We start from the raw sequence: 15,411 nt of genomic DNA on the forward strand, positions 1-15,411 counted from the left end.
ATTATCATAAATAAGTGTTCTACGTCCATCCACTACAGTAGTAGGATTAAAGCGTCCGCCAACTCGATCAGAAATCTCAAGTACTCCTTATATGAACGGACTTAATTCGCAACCATCCTCTATTACCGTGGATGGTTTTTTATTTGGAATAAACAAGTCCCTGATGAATATACATAACAAGAGAGGAAGCCTACACATATTGTCACAAAAGTAGGCGTCCGTTCATACGATGGATTGATGGAAGGGGGAATTGTTAGTGGAAGTTCATATTGTCGTCAAGGGTGATACATTATGGAAGATCGCAAGACAATACGGTATACCGTTCGAGGAATTGAAACGGGTGAATGCGCACCTGGCGAATCCTGACTATATCGTTCCCGGCATGAAAATATTTTTGCCGATGGATAAGAAAAAACCTCATCATAAAGGTGATCACACGAAACCGCATGAAAAACCACACCATGAAAAGCCACACCATGAAAAACCTCATGAGAAACCACACCATGAAAAGCCTCATGAGAAGCCACATCACCAAGCACCGATGAAGCCGCCACACCAGGAGAAGCCTTCTAAGCCGGCGCCTCCACAAACGAAACCACCGAAGCATCACGTGCCGCCGCTTCCACAAGCGCCACAGATGCCACCGATGCAGCAGAAGCCATTGCCACAAGTACCGCCAATGCAACAACAGCCGGCACCGCCACCACCGCCGATGCCGCAACAGCAGGCTCCACCGGCGGCGCCTCATATGCCGATGCCGCCAAGTATGCCGGCTCCACCGATGTGGCAAGCAGTATTCCCGATTTGCGGATGGATGCCAATTTTTGATGCGGACTGCCATCCACATATGCCTCAACAGCCGATGCCGCCGATGCAGCCTATGCCACCGATGCCACCGCCAATACAGGCGCCAATCAAACCGATGCCGCCAAAAGAGTCACCAGAGTGGTGTGAAGAGTCATCTCATCATCATAAACCAGTGCCCGCACCTATGCCAGATGGCTGGCAGTTGATCGAATCGAGTTCATTACAGATGAAACCGATGCCACAACCAATACCACAACCGGAGTCGCCTGAGATGCAGCCAATGCCTCAACAGCCTGCACCGATGCCAATGCCGCAACAACCGACGATGCCGCCTAAAGCAGATGTACCGCCATCATGGTGTCCGTCAAATCAGCCACATTGCTCACCAAATTGGCCGGTTCAACCTCAATGGTCGACACAACCGGAATGCATGCCGGCGATGCAGTGGATGCCGTGTCCGCATATGATGCCGATGCCAATGCCAATGCCTCCGATGTGGCAACAACCTCCAGGTTATCAGGGTGATTGTGGGTGTAATACACCTCCACATCAACCGATGCCAATACAGGAGGACTGGCACCGAAACCAGTAACCGCGTATGGCAGACAATCAACGATTTACAAAAATCAAAAAGAATGTCTGGAAAATGGAAACCGGCGGAGCGGTGTATTCTGTAAAAAAGTATGCATCACTTGCTCAAGCTGTGAAAGTTCGGCAAGTTCATCAATTACTTAGTGCACAACATTTTCCGTATATCTTGCCGATTGTCGATAAATCGGATCCACTGTTGATCATGCAGCCGTGGCTGGAAAATGCGAAAGCGGTCAACTTTAAGCGCAGAATTGACCGTATTGATTCGTTCCGTGCACTGCAAGCATTACATGATACGAAATATACGATTGATTGGCAATCGATTTCCTGCCTACCGCATTATCATATGATTGAAAAGTGGGAAGTCCGGCTTGCGCGATTTGAAGAGTTGCGGGAAATGTGTGGAGCGTTTCTCGCTTCCACAACGATTGACCAGTTGTTAAAGTACGGACAGGATGCGTTGCACATAGCAAAGAAAGAACCGCCTCCTGTACATTCCTTGACGCTTCTGCATGGTGATGTCGTACATCATAATATTTTGCGTGACTCGAACGGGAATATCCGCTTTATCGATTTTGATTTAGCGTGTCTTGGAACGGAAGAGGATGAACGTGTGTTGTGGATGCATCGTGTGTTGCCACAGATTTCCTATAATCCGACTTTTTTGATGGGTGAGCATCCGGCGCTGCAAACTTTATCAAACCAGTCTCTTGCGAAGCTATTATATCCGAATGAAGTACTTCGCGAATGGTTACATCTGTTGTCGTTGCCATTAGTGCAACAGCAACGGATGGCTAGCAAACTTCTGCATTTCACAGATACTGCGCTCTCACATTGGCCAAGATTATGGTATGATATAGAGCGAATGATGAAGTAGGAGGTTTGATCCATGGCAGGCCATTCAAAGTGGAAGAATATCCAAAATAGAAAAGGCGCACAGGATGCAAAACGAGGAAAGATCTTTCAGAAGATGTCGCGTGAAATTTACGTGGCAGCAAAGTCTGGCGGAGATGATCCAGACACGAATCCAGCTTTACGTCTAGCAATCGATAAATCAAAGAGTGCGAATGTCCCGAATGATGTGATTCAGCGGGCAATTGATAAAGCAACAGGTTCAGGTGCGGATGAAAACTATGAAGAAGTAATCTATGAAGGGTACGGACCGGGCGGTGTTGCGGTCCTCGTATATACCTTGACAGAAAACCGCAATCGTACGGGACCCAATATGCGCGTGGCATTCAATAAAAATGGCGGTAGTTTAGGAGAGACTGGCTCCGTCAACTATTTATTTGAACGCAAAGGCCGTCTGTTCATCGAACGTACGCAAGAAACGGACGAGGACGCAGTCATGCTGGCGGCTTTGGAAGCAGGGGCTGAAGATGTTATTTCGACAGAAGACGGATTTGAAATTCTGACGGAATCCTCTGAATTCCTGAATGTAAAAGAAGCGCTCGAAGCAGAAGATTTAGTATTTATTTCAGCAGAAGTAGATATGGTTCCGTCCGTTTATGCGGATTTGAGTGAAGAGCAGCAAGAACAGTTTATGCAGATGATCGATGCGTTAGAAGATGACGATGATGTCCAGAACGTCTATTCTAATGCATCGGATGAGTAAGGAATGTTAGTCCGTCAACAACTTGTAAGTAAAGTTGTTGACGGGCTCTTTGTTATTCACAAGGACAATGGGATTCATTATCGACCGAGTTAATTGCTTCTGAATGGACCGGCAGATGAATGTGCAGTGGAGTCGAAAAAAATAACCCCTCACTTTCATACTGCCAAGTGAGGGGTTGTGTTGTAGCTATTAGGCTTTGACGCTAGATGCTTTTGGTTGCGTTAAGAGACCGCCGTTTTCTTTTAAGTATTTATCAATACCTTCAGCTGCACGGTATGCAAGCGCACCGATTGTTGGTGTAGGGTGATGACTACTAAAGTGAGGTAGAGCAGATCCGCCAACGACGAATAAGTTTTCCATTTCCCACAGTTGCAAGTAGTTATTTACCGCAGACGTCTCTGGATCTTCACCCATAGCTACGCCGCCAATATAGTGCATACCGAAGTAAGAGTGGTCAAATTGGTCTGGTAATTCGTCCTTATCAATAATATCCGCACCCATTGCTTCAACGATTTCAGCACATTTTTCGATACCGAATTTCGCAATGTTCTTATCTTGGTCTGTTAGTTTGTTTGTAATACGTAATAATGGATCTCCGAACTCATCTTTATAAGTAGGGTCTAAGTCCATATAGTTGTGCCACCAAGGCATAACTGCTGCCGAGTACCACACCGTTAATGTGCGGAAAGCATAGAAGAGTGATTTCTCTTTAAATTCTTCACCCCATGTTGGTGTGCCTTTAGGAACAAAGTTATTCTTAATTGCCGCATCTCCGTATTGACGAAGTTCGATTCCGCCACCGTGAATGAAGTCTAAATTAGTGTGGTCAAATAAGTCAGCGTCATAATCGCTTAAAGCGCCACCTAATCCACCAGCACCCATGTAGTAGTTGAATTTTTTCTCGTTAAAGAATCCTGTAGCGCCTAGGAAAGTACTGTTGAATTGACCCGTAAAGTTACGGCCAATTGTTCCTTTTCTAGTCTCAGGGTTATAGATTTCACCGATATCCGATAACATCAGTAAGCGGTTATTTGAGAATGTGAATGCCGCAAGAACGACAACATCAGCTGGTTGTTCGAATTCTTGACCAGTTCTTGTATCCGTATATAAAACGCCCGTCGCTTTACCATCTTTATGTATAACTCTTCGGACAAGTGAATTGGTTCTGATTTCACAGTTACCTGTTTTCCGAGCAGTCGGAATAACGGTTGCAAGAGGATCCGATTTTGAACCGAAGTCACAGCCGTACATCGTACAGAATGAACAGAACATACATTGGTTCAATGTTTCACCGTCAGGATTCGTATAAGTTTGCGACATGTTTCCAGAAGCCATTTGATACGGGTGTAAGCCGAGTTCTTTTGCCGATTCTTTAAATAGTTTAATCGCAGGTGAAGCTAACATTGGTGGGTTTGGATACTCGTTTGATCTCTTGTCGCCAAGTGGATCTGGTTCTCCTGAAATCCCAGCGGTTTGTTCCCATTTCGCATAATAAGGCTCTAGTTCATCATACGTAATTCCCCAGTCACGGATTTGCATCCCTTCTGGAATTTTACCTTCTCCATAACGTTCAATGGTTTTTGAACGAATTTCGAAGTCATAAGAACGCCAGCGGTATACGGAACCTGCCCAGTGCATACTTCCGCCTCCAAGATCCGTCCCCGTATTCATGTCTTTTTGTAAGCGTACAGGTAATGCAGCATCACCTATCGAAACACGAGACGTAATCGTATCGCCAGTTAATTTTTCAATCATTTCATATCTATTTGAATAACGTAGTTCGTCTTTAACACCTATAAAATCTGAACGTGTTTGATCTTTACCACGTTCCAACATTACGACTTGATAGCCTGCTTTGGAAAGTTCAGCTGAAACGATACCGCCAGCCCAACCACTACCAACGACTACAACGTCTACTTTTTCTAATTTTTTAGCCATTTATGCGTCCTCCTCAATTAAAGCCCTTGGTAGTTACGTAAACTTGAAGGCTCCATTACAATAAACTCTTCTTCTTCAATTTTATCTAAAAAGCTCATGATTGGCCCAGGGTATTCTTTCATCCTCCAAGCTTCCATATTACGATTTCCACCGTAAACAGGATCTGCATAGACGCCTTCGATAGTTGTTTGACGCAACAATCTAAAGAAGTCTGAGGAATCTACACCACTGAACTTCACTTCACCTTTTTCAAACATGTGTAAAATTTCATCTTGCTGTTCAGGTTCAAGATTGACAAATCGATCACCAAATTTATCTTGTGAAGTTTTCTCCATAGCGGTAAGCCCTTCAAGGAAAAATGTGCCTCTTGTCATTTTAGTTTGATAGTTAGCCGTTCCAGCAGGTACTTTCACGACGGAAGACGATGTGATGACTTCGTTATTTTGTCGTTTTTCTTCTTGATATCCGTCAGTTTTTATGACCGTTGGGAAAGGACCGTGCATATAATCATCCGCATTTCTTCCCCAGTTGCTCGCACATTGACGGTCAATGAAGTACGGCACACCTAGTTCAATTGCACCCATTCCATTTTTATTCTCTGGATAGATTCTTTCAGTTGCAGCAGATAGCAACGCAAAGTCTTCATTTCGACTGAAAAACGTACGTGCATCAAACGAAACTGGTTTGTCTGCTTGTGGTGTCGCTTCATCCTTCGTTCCTTTTTGGAACTGATTTGTTAGTAAGCCACCAAAGAGAGAGCCGCCTAAAAGTCCACCAGCGACAAGACCGCCACTCTTTAAAAACTTTCTTCGACTTAAATCTTGAGTATCTTGATTGGAATTTTTATTATTCGTCATCGTTTAGTTCCTCCTTCACATTTGTCATTAAATGTGGCGACATTTGCCGAGGCAAGTGTAATCGCACCGTCTACTTACTTTATTGACTCAGACTTTACCAATTCAGTTTTCTTGTCTTTGTCGTCTTCTTCTAAAATGTCATTTGTTGCCTTTTTAAATTCTGCTAACGTTTTCCCGACAGCGGAACCAATTTCCGGCAATTTTCGCGGTCCGAATAAAATTAAGATAATTACTAATATAATTATTAATCCTGGTACACCGATGGACGCCAAACTCATCTAACTCCCTCCCTTTAATAGTAGTTTTACATATTTATAATGTATGGGTAGAGCTCTGGCTAGTTTGCTAAATTCGTATAGGAATTCTGGCCCTCATATATGATAGTGTTATTCGACAAAAAATGCAAAGTAATTTTACAAAGCATTTTACGTATTTTTATTGTATGAATACATGAAATAGTCTGCATAAGTAATTGACTATGAATACCTTGAGATATTCATAGAAGTAGAAGTAACGGCAGCTTTGAAGTTGGCGAATGACATATCTTGCCTAATTGTAAATCTAAGATCGATTAATGAAAAAACCAAATAGTGGGGAAATGATAAGTGTCATATGTGATGAATGGTTGCCATATAAAATAGTACCTCTTTCATTCAATTGAAGCTTTTACTAGATTGAATACAAATATAGAATAGCGATAGGACATAGAAAAGAAGAAAACGTAGCTACTTCAAAGAGAGGAATAGTCTATGTAGAAGAGGATTCGGAGTTGGTAGATCCTAGTGGCTTGCATGTGTACGAATCAATTAAAGAGGTCAAGAAATTCTTTTGGTTACTTTTTGCTATTTACGCACTTCTAATGTCTCCAACATCTGTTCGAATCGTGCACCATGGCCTTCTTGTGCTTCAAGGAAATAGTTCTCTTTAATAAGCAATGTGCCTCCCTTTACTTCTATTATATAGATCGTCACGACTTCACTATCGGATTTTTCTCCTGCAGTCCCGTGCAATGAAAGGGCGTGTACCGGTGCGGAAATAGTCTGTTCTTCAAGCGGCATCCGGTATTCTTGTTTCACATCTTCCTTTACATTTTCTGGAGTTTGATCTTCGAGGTATAGAAATGTCATATGTACCTCAGGATAATCAGTAGGCGTCTTGGCAATCGGGGTGAGTTTATCCTCTTTCTCACCGTTCTCAAACGTATAACGCTCGGGATCGATATAAAACGAATACAGTGCACCGCTACCTTCGACGAGGTTCATTGTGATAGTGGTGTCTTCACCTTCGACAGATAGTACAACATCCTTCGTCGGTTCACGTTCTGGCAATGATGTAGGAACATTAGCTATTTCTTCGATCACCGTTTCATCGGATGGCTTCACTTCATGAGTAGTTTTTTTGGTTTCTGAATTGCAACCGACTAGTAGCAGCGACAGAGCAAAGCTTACGTAAATAGTTTTTCGGATAGGGTTTCCTCCTTTAAGATGAGGTGTGGCACTTCTATATGTATACGTTTACATGGTGATCAAGGTTTCAACAGCTAAGCAAATCATTAGAAATAAAAATAAGCAAGCGCTATGATAAAGCCTGCAGAGATTAAACACAAGGGAGATTTTCATCATGACAATTAAAGTCAAAGCGGTAATCGGAAGTACAAGTTCCACTTCATACAATTTAAAGTTAGTGAAATTCATGGCGGAGCGTTATAAAGAGGAATTGGAAATTACACCGGTTCTCATCAATGACTTAGAAATGTTCTCTATTGATATTGAAAGCGAACCAACTGTAGCCGTACAAACATTCAAAGATGACGTGAAAGATTCAGATGCAGTGATGTTCGCGACACCAGAATATAACTTCTCTATTCCAGGCGCAATGAAAAACGCGTTGGATTGGTTGTCACGTGGCGGCGACTTTACATTACACGGCAAAACAGGTTTTATTGTTGGGTCATCAATGGGAGTTTTCGGTTCAGTGAGAGCACAGATCCACTTACGCGAAATTCTTTCTAACCCAGCACTAGCGCCAAACTTATTGCCAGGTAATGAAGTATATATCGGTGCTGTTCATACAAAAATGGATGAAGAAGGAAATATCACGGATGAAGCCACGATCGCATTCCTTGATACTGTCGTACAGAATTTCATCGAATTCCATAAGAAACAACAAGCAATCGCTCACGCATGAGTAGGATGAATGGAGCTGTCCAAGTCGTCATTATTTTAAATGACGACTGGTGACAGCTCTTTTTTGGCGCGAAATAGTATGCGATAGAAAAACAAAAGGCTGGCAGAGGACTAAGGGGAAGGATTGGTGCTTCGGAGGGGACGCTATCCTAGAGGGCCCGCGCAATCCCTTGCAATGGGAGCGGATGATACTTTTGTTGCCTATTGAAGCTAGGATTGTAATTGGTATTGAACTCCTGTACTTGAACTTAAATAATTCAAAAAGCAACAACAGTTCACACATCAACTCCAGTAAGTAGTTTAGATTCCTTCTACTATCAACGTTGGATGGAAGCGGAAGTTGGGGCGACTCCTGGAGGATCAGCGTGAGCTCGAGACCCTGGACTGAACGAAGTGAGGGAAGCGGCTCGGGCCACGCCCTCAGGAAAGCGTCCCCAACTGGAGCTTCCATCCCCTCATACTCACAAATTCACTCATCAGTCTACTACTTTGCTTTTGAACTTAACTATGTTCAATAGACAACAATAATTAACACTCTATCTCCAGTAAGTAATTCAAGTACCCCTACTATCCACGTAGGATGGAAGCGGAAGTTGGCAGCGAGTGCAAAGATGTGCTCCTAACGCTTCGCTTTTACTCGCAAAAGCCGTTCTTCGTTACGGCTCTTCCCGATGGATCAGCTCGAAAGGTGAGACAACCAAAAGAGAGCGGAGCGAACTGGTTGGCTCACCGAGAGCCCATGGAAAAGCGTCCCCAACTGGAGCTTCCATCCCATCACCCTCACAAATTTCCTCACCACTCCAAAGTATTCGCTGTTGAACGTAAATTAGTGAAAGTACATTCCTATTTTATTTATGCAAATTTCTAGAGGTTGAACAAGTAGAAAACCCGTTCGTATGCTATAATAGCAGGTATACTTTAGGGGGAGAATAATTTGTACGATTACATAAAAGGCCATGTAACACGCGTGACACCTGAATATGTTGTGCTGGAGCAATCGGGAATCGGTTGGCAAGTTATGACGCCGAATCCATTTGCGTTCCACATAACCGACGAGGTGCAGCAAGTGTTTACGTATTTGCATGTGCGTGAAGATACGCAGTTATTGATTGGCTTCAAGACGCTGGAACAACGTGAACTGTTCCGTAAACTGATTACCGTCTCGGGAATCGGTCCTAAAGGCGCGCTCGCAATTCTTGCGAACGGCTTGCCTTCTCAAGTAGTGAGTGCGATTGAGCGTGAAGATGAAGCATTCCTCGTGCAATTTCCGGGTGTCGGCAAGAAGACAGCGCGTCAAATGATTTTGGATTTAAAAGGCAAATTGCATGATCTATTTACAGAGATTGATTTGCCAGATTCAGAAGACACACTGCTAACGCTTGCGGAGAGTGATGAGCTCGATGAAGCGATGCTTGCGTTGACTGCACTTGGTTATTCTGATCGTGAACTGAAGAAAGTGAAGCCTAAACTCGAGAAAGAAGAACTCGATACAGAAGGCTATATGCGACTGGCATTAAAATTACTATTGAAACAAGGCTAATACGATGGAGGTGGTTCCAATGGATGAACGCATACTGACGAATGAAGTGACGGATTTTGATGAAGGCTTTGAACAATCATTACGCCCGCAATTATTGCAACAATATATCGGTCAGCAGCAGGCGAAAGATAACTTATCCATCTTTATCGAGGCGGCAAAAAAACGGGAAGAATGTTTGGATCATGTGTTGCTATATGGTCCTCCTGGGCTTGGAAAGACAACGCTCGCTACGGTCATCGGCAATGAAATGGGTGTCAATGTCCGCATGACGAGTGGCCCTGCAATTGAACGTCCGGGTGACTTGGCGGCAGTGGTATCTTCATTGGAGCCGGGTGACGTGTTGTTTATCGATGAAATCCACCGGCTGAACCGGGCCATTGAAGAAGTGTTGTATCCAGCGATGGAAGATTTTTGTCTAGACATCATGGTTGGGAAAGGTCCGACAGCGCGTTCTGTGCGACTGGATTTGCCGCCGTTTACATTAATTGGCGCAACGACGCGTGCAGGGGCATTGTCTGCACCGTTACGTGACCGCTTCGGTGTACCGCTTAGACTAGAGTATTATGAAGTGGAATCATTGACTGAGATCGTGATTCGAAGTGCTAATTTGTTTGACGTGCACATCGATCCGCAAGCAGCTGTAGAACTAGCGAAACGCTCTCGCGGAACGCCGCGTATTGCGAATCGTCTACTGCGAAGAGTGCGCGATTACGCACAAGTGCGCGGTAACGGAATCATTACGCTTTCCATTGCGCAAGAAGCACTTGATATGCTACAAGTAGATCATCATGGACTCGATCAAATCGATCATCAGTTGCTCCATAGCATGATTGAACGGTTCCGTGGCGGTCCGGTCGGTATCGATACTCTCGCAGCGAGTATTGGCGAAGAGTCCGTAACGATCGAAGACGTTTATGAGCCATATTTATTACAAATGGGATTTATTCAACGTACATCAAGGGGGCGGATGGCGACGGAAAAGGCTTACGAGCATTTCGGCTATCCGCTTCCTGAATGACAGATAGGAGTTAGCATGATGGAAGTAGAAGACTTTGATTTTGATTTACCAGAACAGTTAATAGCCCAAACCCCGCTTTTGGATCGCACAGCGAGCCGTTTACTTGTCATGGGACGCGATAACGGTAGCGTGACACATAAGCATTTCCGTGATTTAGTGGATGAACTGGAATCAGGGGATTTGCTAGTGTTGAATGATACAAAAGTATTGCCGGCGCGCTTGATCGGTACGAAAGAAGAAACCGGTGCGACGATTGAAGTGTTATTGTTAAAAGAAACAGGGGATGACCGCTGGGAAACGTTGGTCAAACCTTCAAAACGTATAAAAGTGGGGACGGTCGTGACGTTTGGTGACGGCTTGTTGCAGGCGGAATGTACAGCACTCGGTGAACAAGGTGGGCGCGAGTTCAAATTTAGTTATGACGGTATTTTCTATGAGCTACTCGATCAGCTCGGACAGATGCCGTTGCCGCCTTATATTACTGAGACGCTGGAAGATCAGACGCGTTATCAAACGGTTTTTGCAAAAGAGCGCGGCTCTGCAGCAGCACCTACAGCAGGTTTGCATTTCACGGATGAAATTTTAGATGCATTGCGTGAAAAAGGTGTTCAAATCGCTTTCATTACATTGCATGTCGGACTGGGTACATTCCGTCCCGTTAGTGTGGATTCCATTGAAGACCATACGATGCATGCGGAATATTATGTGATGACGGAAGAAACGGCGGCACTGGTTCGAAAGACAAAAGCTAGTGGTGGCAGCGTAGTGGCGGTGGGTACGACGTCTACTCGGACGCTTGAGACAATTGCTTCGGAGAATAATGGAGAAGTAGTCGCAGCAAGTGGCTGGACTTCGATTTTTATTTATCCTGGGTATGAGTTTAAAGCGATTGACGGGTTGGTGACGAATTTCCACTTACCTAAATCTACGTTATTGATGCTGTTGTCGGCATTTGCCGGACGCGATCATGTGATGAATGCATATGAACAAGCAGTGGAAGAGCAGTATCGCTTTTTCAGTTTTGGGGACGCGATGTTCATCCGCCCTGCTACAAGAAAGGAATGAGATTAATTGGCAGCTATTACGTACGAACATATCAAAACATGTAAACAAACGGGTGCGCGACTTGGAATGGTTCATACGCCACACGGTTCATTTGAAACACCTGCTTTTATGCCAGTCGGAACACAAGCTACGGTCAAAACGATGGCTCCGGAAGAATTGAAAGCAATGGGTGCAGGCATTATTTTAAGTAATACGTATCATTTATGGCTACGTCCAGGTAATGAAATCGTCAAAGAAGCGGGCGGACTACATCAGTTCATGAACTGGGATCGTCCGATTTTGACGGATTCCGGTGGCTTCCAAGTGTTTTCACTTAGTAAATTCCGTGATATTAAAGAAGAAGGCGTTCATTTCCGTAATCATATCAATGGAGATAAGCTGTTTTTAAGTCCGGAAAAAGCGATGGAAATCCAAAATGATCTTGGAGCCGATATTATGATGGCGTTTGACGAATGTCCTCCATTCCCCGCGACGCATGAGTATATGAAAGCAAGTGTCGAGCGTACGTCACGGTGGGCAGAGCGTTGCCTAGAAGCACACGGACGTCCTCATGATCAAGGATTATTCGGTATCGTACAAGGCGGAGAGTTTGAAGACTTACGTAAACAAAGTGCACGTGATTTAGTATCCATGGATTTCCCAGGCTATGCAATCGGTGGATTGTCTGTCGGAGAGCCAAAAGATATTATGAATAATGTGCTGGATTTCACGACACCTCTTCTTCCGCAAGATAAGCCTCGTTATTTGATGGGTGTTGGATCACCGGACTCGTTGATAGAAGGTGCAATGCGTGGAATCGATATGTTTGACTGTGTCTTGCCGACGCGTATCGCACGTAACGGTACGTTGATGACAAGTGAAGGTCGCGTAGTTGTCAAAAACGCAAAGTACGAAAGAGATTTTGGTCCGCTTGATCCGAACTGTGATTGTTATGCGTGCAAAAACTATAGTCGGGCATATATTCGTCATTTAATTCGTACGGGTGAAACATTTGGCATACGTTTAACGTCCTACCATAACTTGCACTTTTTGCTGAATTTAATGGAGCAAGTACGCCAGGCTATACGTGAAGATCGCCTCGGTGATTTCCGTGAAGAGTTTTTTGAGCAATACGGCTTTAACAAACCGAATGCAAAAAACTTTTAAATCTTGTATAATAAAAAATGATGCATCAGGAAGGGGGAAAATGTATAATGATGGAACAATACGGTGGTATTTTTACACTAGTAATCATGGTAGCTATTATGTGGTTTTTACTCATTCGTCCTGCTCAAAAGAGACAAAAGGCAGCGAAAGAGATGCAAACTAGTTTAAAACGTGGAGACGAAGTAGTGACAATCGGTGGTATTCACGGAACTGTGGATGCAGTAGATGAGACTTCTGTTTTCTTGCGTGTATCTGACACTACAGTTTTGCGTTTTGACAAGCAAGCAGTAGGCAGAGTTGTAACAGCGTCATAAGTAAAAGCGGTTATCTAGTGGTATATCCATAGATTGCCGCTTTTTTGTTTGTGTACGTATAGAAAAAAGATCTGCCGGCACACTAAGTGTGAAGGAGGCAGATAGACTGTGCACGAGTTACTCATCATCGGATTACGTACGGTATTTTTATATATTTTTCTTCTTGTGATATTACGTATTATGGGGAAACGAGAAGTCGGTGAATTGGGTGTTATCGATATCGTCGTCTTCATTATCATGGCGGAAGTAGCTGCGATGATTGTGGAATCTCCCGATAAACCGATTATCAAAGGGGCCCTGCCTATACTTCTATTGCTGATCATTCAATATATTTCGTCGATGATTTCTTTAAAAAGTAAAAAGTTTCGAGATCTAGTCGATGGCGATCCTTCGCTGATTATTCGACATGGGGTAATCCAAGAAGAAGAGATGCGTAAACAGCGTTATAATCTCGATGACTTGTTTCAACAATTACGCGAAAATCAAGTCGGTTCGATTCACAATGTAACGTTTGCGTATCTCGAATCTTCCGGAAATTTATCTGTATTCACAAAAGACGGTGACTTGCCGATTGTCGGAATCGTGCTCGACGGTGAAATTCAGCCCGATCATCTGGAGTTGATCGGCAAGACGGAAGAATGGCTGTTGCAAGAGTTGCATGCAAAAAACATCACCGATTTGAGTAGGATTTTCTATTGCTCATATGAACAAGGGCAAATAAGAGTACAATTGAAACGTGATTAATAGCGTTTAACTAAATTTCGTAGCATGACAAAGTCCTGTGTTTTGATTTGTCTTGTCAGCAATAATAAAGCGAACAGGATACCCGACGTAATGGAGCATTCGATAAATAGATGATGCGAACCGACAGGAATGAAAATCGGGCGGATGATGACGGTTAGCAAGAATACGATATAGGTCATCGCGAACATTGAAAATCCAGTGGCAGTCGATTTGTTTTGACGGAGTGTGGCAATATGCAGGAAAGATGTAACGAGTACACCGAAACCGATTGCGAGAACTGCGCCAGTTTCTTGAAGTCCTGGTTGCGATGCCAAGATGAACATTACCGCAAGTTTTGCAATCCCCCCGTAAACCGAGTTCATCATACCGGCCTTCGCATCGCCCGTCGCTTGTAAAATCGAGTAAAGTGGACTTTGTATATAATAAAAGAAGAAGATCGGTGCAAGCAATGTCATATAGCTGCCGCCATCTACAATGTGGAACAGTTTTTCAGCAAGTGCTTGCCCGTGCATATAAAAAACTGTAGCCGCAAATGCGCCCGTTAAGGCGGATAAACGCAATGCTAAATGAATACGTTCTTGCAACTTTTTGACGTTGCTAGAAGCGGCTGCGCCACTGACCGCTGGAACGAGCACGACAGATAATGCATACGGAATGAATGCGGGAAACAATAATAGAGGAATAAGTACCCCGGAAATTACTCCGTACAAGGATGTTGCGGCTACTGTTCCGACGCCCGCCATAGAGAGAGCGCGTAAAAAGATTATAGGCTCAAGGAACCATGTGAACGTCCCGAATAGACGACTGCCTGACGATGGAAGTGCCACCTCAAGAATGGGCTCCATCGGATATCGCGGTTCTTTTTTTTGTGGCTTCGGTTCTTTCTTTTGCTGCTGACGGTATTTGTACAGAAGATAAAGTACCGATACGACTTCAGCGAGGAATGTCACCGCCATAGCATACGCTGCATTCATCATCGGATCGTTAGGAGCTAGAATGTACGGAAGCATCCATGTGATCAATAAAATCCGGAAGATTTGTTCGATGACTTGTGCCCAGGCAGTTTCTTCAATACGGGAAATCCCCTGGAAATATCCTCTGATTAACCCACCAAGTGAAGCGATAGGTACGATGGCGAGGGCTACATATAACGCAGTGGAAGTCGCGCCGTTACCAAGTAAAGTCTCGGCTAGAAAAGGAATGAACAGAATACATGCGGGAATGAAGACTGCACCGGATAAAATGGTGATAAATGTGGCGGTTCTCATAACTTGTCGTAATTGTACCGTACCACCTTGCGCTTTTATTTCCGCTATGACCTTCGCAATCGCAATGGGTACGCCAAGCTGTACTAAGGAAAGGAAAAAGATGAACGCCGGATATGCGGTCATATAGATCCCGACGGTTTCTTCTCCTGCAACCCGCATAAATTGAATTCGATAGACGAAGCCGAGTAATTTTGATAAAAACACGGCCGCCATCAAAAAGATCGTCCCCCGAATAAATGATGACACCCTACACCACTCCTTCTGATTTGCCACGTTTTCGGATATAATACGAATGCTTGTGCAAAACCCAAATATAGTTAAG

Annotated in this window: 15 protein-coding genes; 10 read left to right on the forward strand and 5 right to left on the reverse strand. The window is 44.0% G+C overall.

What is annotated here, in order from left to right; translation table 11 throughout:
• The first annotated feature begins 256 nt into the window (after window positions 1–256).
• The 3 genes from CSV77_RS17000 to CSV77_RS07315 are packed head-to-tail and all read left to right on the forward strand — an operon-like array spanning window position 257 to window position 3,013.
• Complete coding sequence (locus CSV77_RS17000) at window positions 257–1,399, forward strand: LysM peptidoglycan-binding domain-containing protein (RefSeq protein WP_199203717.1); 1,143 nt, start codon at window positions 257–259, stop codon at window positions 1,397–1,399.
• Between the two features lie 6 nt (window positions 1,400–1,405).
• Window positions 1,406–2,275 carry a phosphotransferase gene (locus CSV77_RS07310; RefSeq protein WP_099672903.1) on the forward strand — a complete coding sequence of 290 codons (870 nt, stop codon included), beginning with the start codon at window positions 1,406–1,408 and terminating at the stop codon, window positions 2,273–2,275.
• A gap of 12 nt (window positions 2,276–2,287) precedes the next feature.
• Entirely contained in the window at window positions 2,288–3,013 is a 726-nt protein-coding gene (locus tag CSV77_RS07315) for a YebC/PmpR family DNA-binding transcriptional regulator (protein WP_099629824.1), read from the forward strand.
• A gap of 189 nt (window positions 3,014–3,202) precedes the next feature.
• Here the strand turns inward: CSV77_RS07315 and CSV77_RS07320 are convergent, their stop codons facing one another.
• The 4 genes from CSV77_RS07320 to CSV77_RS07335 form a co-directional block, all read right to left on the reverse strand.
• Window positions 3,203–4,951 (reverse strand): GMC family oxidoreductase, encoded by a 1,749-nt coding sequence (locus CSV77_RS07320; RefSeq protein WP_099629825.1) that lies wholly within the window; start codon window positions 4,949–4,951, stop codon window positions 3,203–3,205.
• Between the two features lie 17 nt (window positions 4,952–4,968).
• Window positions 4,969–5,808, reverse strand: coding sequence for a gluconate 2-dehydrogenase subunit 3 family protein (locus CSV77_RS07325; protein ID WP_099629826.1), 840 nt, complete (start codon window positions 5,806–5,808; stop codon window positions 4,969–4,971).
• Window positions 5,809–5,882: 74 nt separating this feature from the next.
• Complete coding sequence (tatA, locus tag CSV77_RS07330) at window positions 5,883–6,086, reverse strand: twin-arginine translocase TatA/TatE family subunit (RefSeq protein ID WP_099672904.1); 204 nt, start codon at window positions 6,084–6,086, stop codon at window positions 5,883–5,885.
• 564 nt (window positions 6,087–6,650) lie between these two features.
• The gene (locus CSV77_RS07335) at window positions 6,651–7,190 is read right to left on the reverse strand and encodes a hypothetical protein (protein WP_099672905.1); all 540 of its coding nucleotides are present in this window, start codon (window positions 7,188–7,190) and stop codon (window positions 6,651–6,653) included.
• Between the two features lie 238 nt (window positions 7,191–7,428).
• Here CSV77_RS07335 and CSV77_RS07340 point away from each other — a divergent pair, with 238 nt between their 5' ends.
• The 7 genes from CSV77_RS07340 (at window position 7,429) to CSV77_RS07370 (ending at window position 13,821) form a co-directional block, all read left to right on the forward strand.
• Complete coding sequence (locus CSV77_RS07340) at window positions 7,429–7,995, forward strand: NADPH-dependent FMN reductase (RefSeq protein ID WP_099672906.1); 567 nt, start codon at window positions 7,429–7,431, stop codon at window positions 7,993–7,995.
• 933 nt (window positions 7,996–8,928) lie between these two features.
• Window positions 8,929–9,534, forward strand: coding sequence for a Holliday junction branch migration protein RuvA (ruvA, locus tag CSV77_RS07345; RefSeq protein ID WP_099629830.1), 606 nt, complete (start codon window positions 8,929–8,931; stop codon window positions 9,532–9,534).
• Window positions 9,535–9,553: 19 nt separating this feature from the next.
• Entirely contained in the window at window positions 9,554–10,552 is a 999-nt protein-coding gene (ruvB, locus tag CSV77_RS07350) for a Holliday junction branch migration DNA helicase RuvB (RefSeq protein ID WP_099629831.1), read from the forward strand.
• Between the two features lie 18 nt (window positions 10,553–10,570).
• Window positions 10,571–11,617 (forward strand): tRNA preQ1(34) S-adenosylmethionine ribosyltransferase-isomerase QueA, encoded by a 1,047-nt coding sequence (gene queA / locus CSV77_RS07355; protein ID WP_099672907.1) that lies wholly within the window; start codon window positions 10,571–10,573, stop codon window positions 11,615–11,617.
• Window positions 11,618–11,623: 6 nt separating this feature from the next.
• Window positions 11,624–12,763 (forward strand): tRNA guanosine(34) transglycosylase Tgt, encoded by a 1,140-nt coding sequence (gene tgt / locus CSV77_RS07360; protein WP_099672908.1) that lies wholly within the window; start codon window positions 11,624–11,626, stop codon window positions 12,761–12,763.
• A 50-nt stretch (window positions 12,764–12,813) separates the two neighbouring features.
• Window positions 12,814–13,077: a preprotein translocase subunit YajC gene (gene yajC / locus CSV77_RS07365; protein WP_099630010.1), complete on the forward strand. Its 264-nt coding sequence runs from the start codon at window positions 12,814–12,816 to the stop codon at window positions 13,075–13,077.
• Window positions 13,078–13,185: 108 nt separating this feature from the next.
• The gene (locus CSV77_RS07370; RefSeq protein ID WP_099672909.1) at window positions 13,186–13,821 is read left to right on the forward strand and encodes a DUF421 domain-containing protein; all 636 of its coding nucleotides are present in this window, start codon (window positions 13,186–13,188) and stop codon (window positions 13,819–13,821) included.
• Here the strand turns inward: CSV77_RS07370 and CSV77_RS07375 are convergent.
• Window positions 13,818–15,335 (reverse strand): putative polysaccharide biosynthesis protein, encoded by a 1,518-nt coding sequence (locus tag CSV77_RS07375; RefSeq protein ID WP_099672910.1) that lies wholly within the window; start codon window positions 15,333–15,335, stop codon window positions 13,818–13,820. The two genes, CSV77_RS07370 and CSV77_RS07375, sit on opposite strands and share 4 nt — an antisense overlap.
• Window positions 15,336–15,411 lie beyond the last annotated feature (76 nt).

The organism is Sporosarcina sp. P16b (genome assembly GCF_002743065.1).
Classification (GTDB): Bacteria; Bacillota; Bacilli; order Bacillales_A; family Planococcaceae; genus Sporosarcina.

Excerpts from the sequence above, each read along its gene's own strand:
- tatA (WP_099672904.1), bottom strand. The coding sequence starts at position 6,086 with ATGAGTTTGGCGTCCATCGGTGTACCAGGATTAATAATTATATTAGTA.
- CSV77_RS07315 (WP_099629824.1), top strand. The coding sequence starts at position 2,288 with ATGGCAGGCCATTCAAAGTGGAAGAATATCCAAAATAGAAAAGGCGCA.
- yajC (WP_099630010.1), top strand. The coding sequence starts at position 12,814 with ATGGAACAATACGGTGGTATTTTTACACTAGTAATCATGGTAGCTATT.
- ruvB (WP_099629831.1), top strand. The coding sequence starts at position 9,554 with ATGGATGAACGCATACTGACGAATGAAGTGACGGATTTTGATGAAGGC.
- CSV77_RS07325 (WP_099629826.1), bottom strand. The coding sequence starts at position 5,808 with ATGACGAATAATAAAAATTCCAATCAAGATACTCAAGATTTAAGTCGA.
- CSV77_RS07310 (WP_099672903.1), top strand. The coding sequence starts at position 1,406 with ATGGCAGACAATCAACGATTTACAAAAATCAAAAAGAATGTCTGGAAA.
- queA (WP_099672907.1), top strand. The coding sequence starts at position 10,571 with ATGGAAGTAGAAGACTTTGATTTTGATTTACCAGAACAGTTAATAGCC.
- CSV77_RS07320 (WP_099629825.1), bottom strand. The coding sequence starts at position 4,951 with ATGGCTAAAAAATTAGAAAAAGTAGACGTTGTAGTCGTTGGTAGTGGT.
- CSV77_RS07340 (WP_099672906.1), top strand. The coding sequence starts at position 7,429 with ATGACAATTAAAGTCAAAGCGGTAATCGGAAGTACAAGTTCCACTTCA.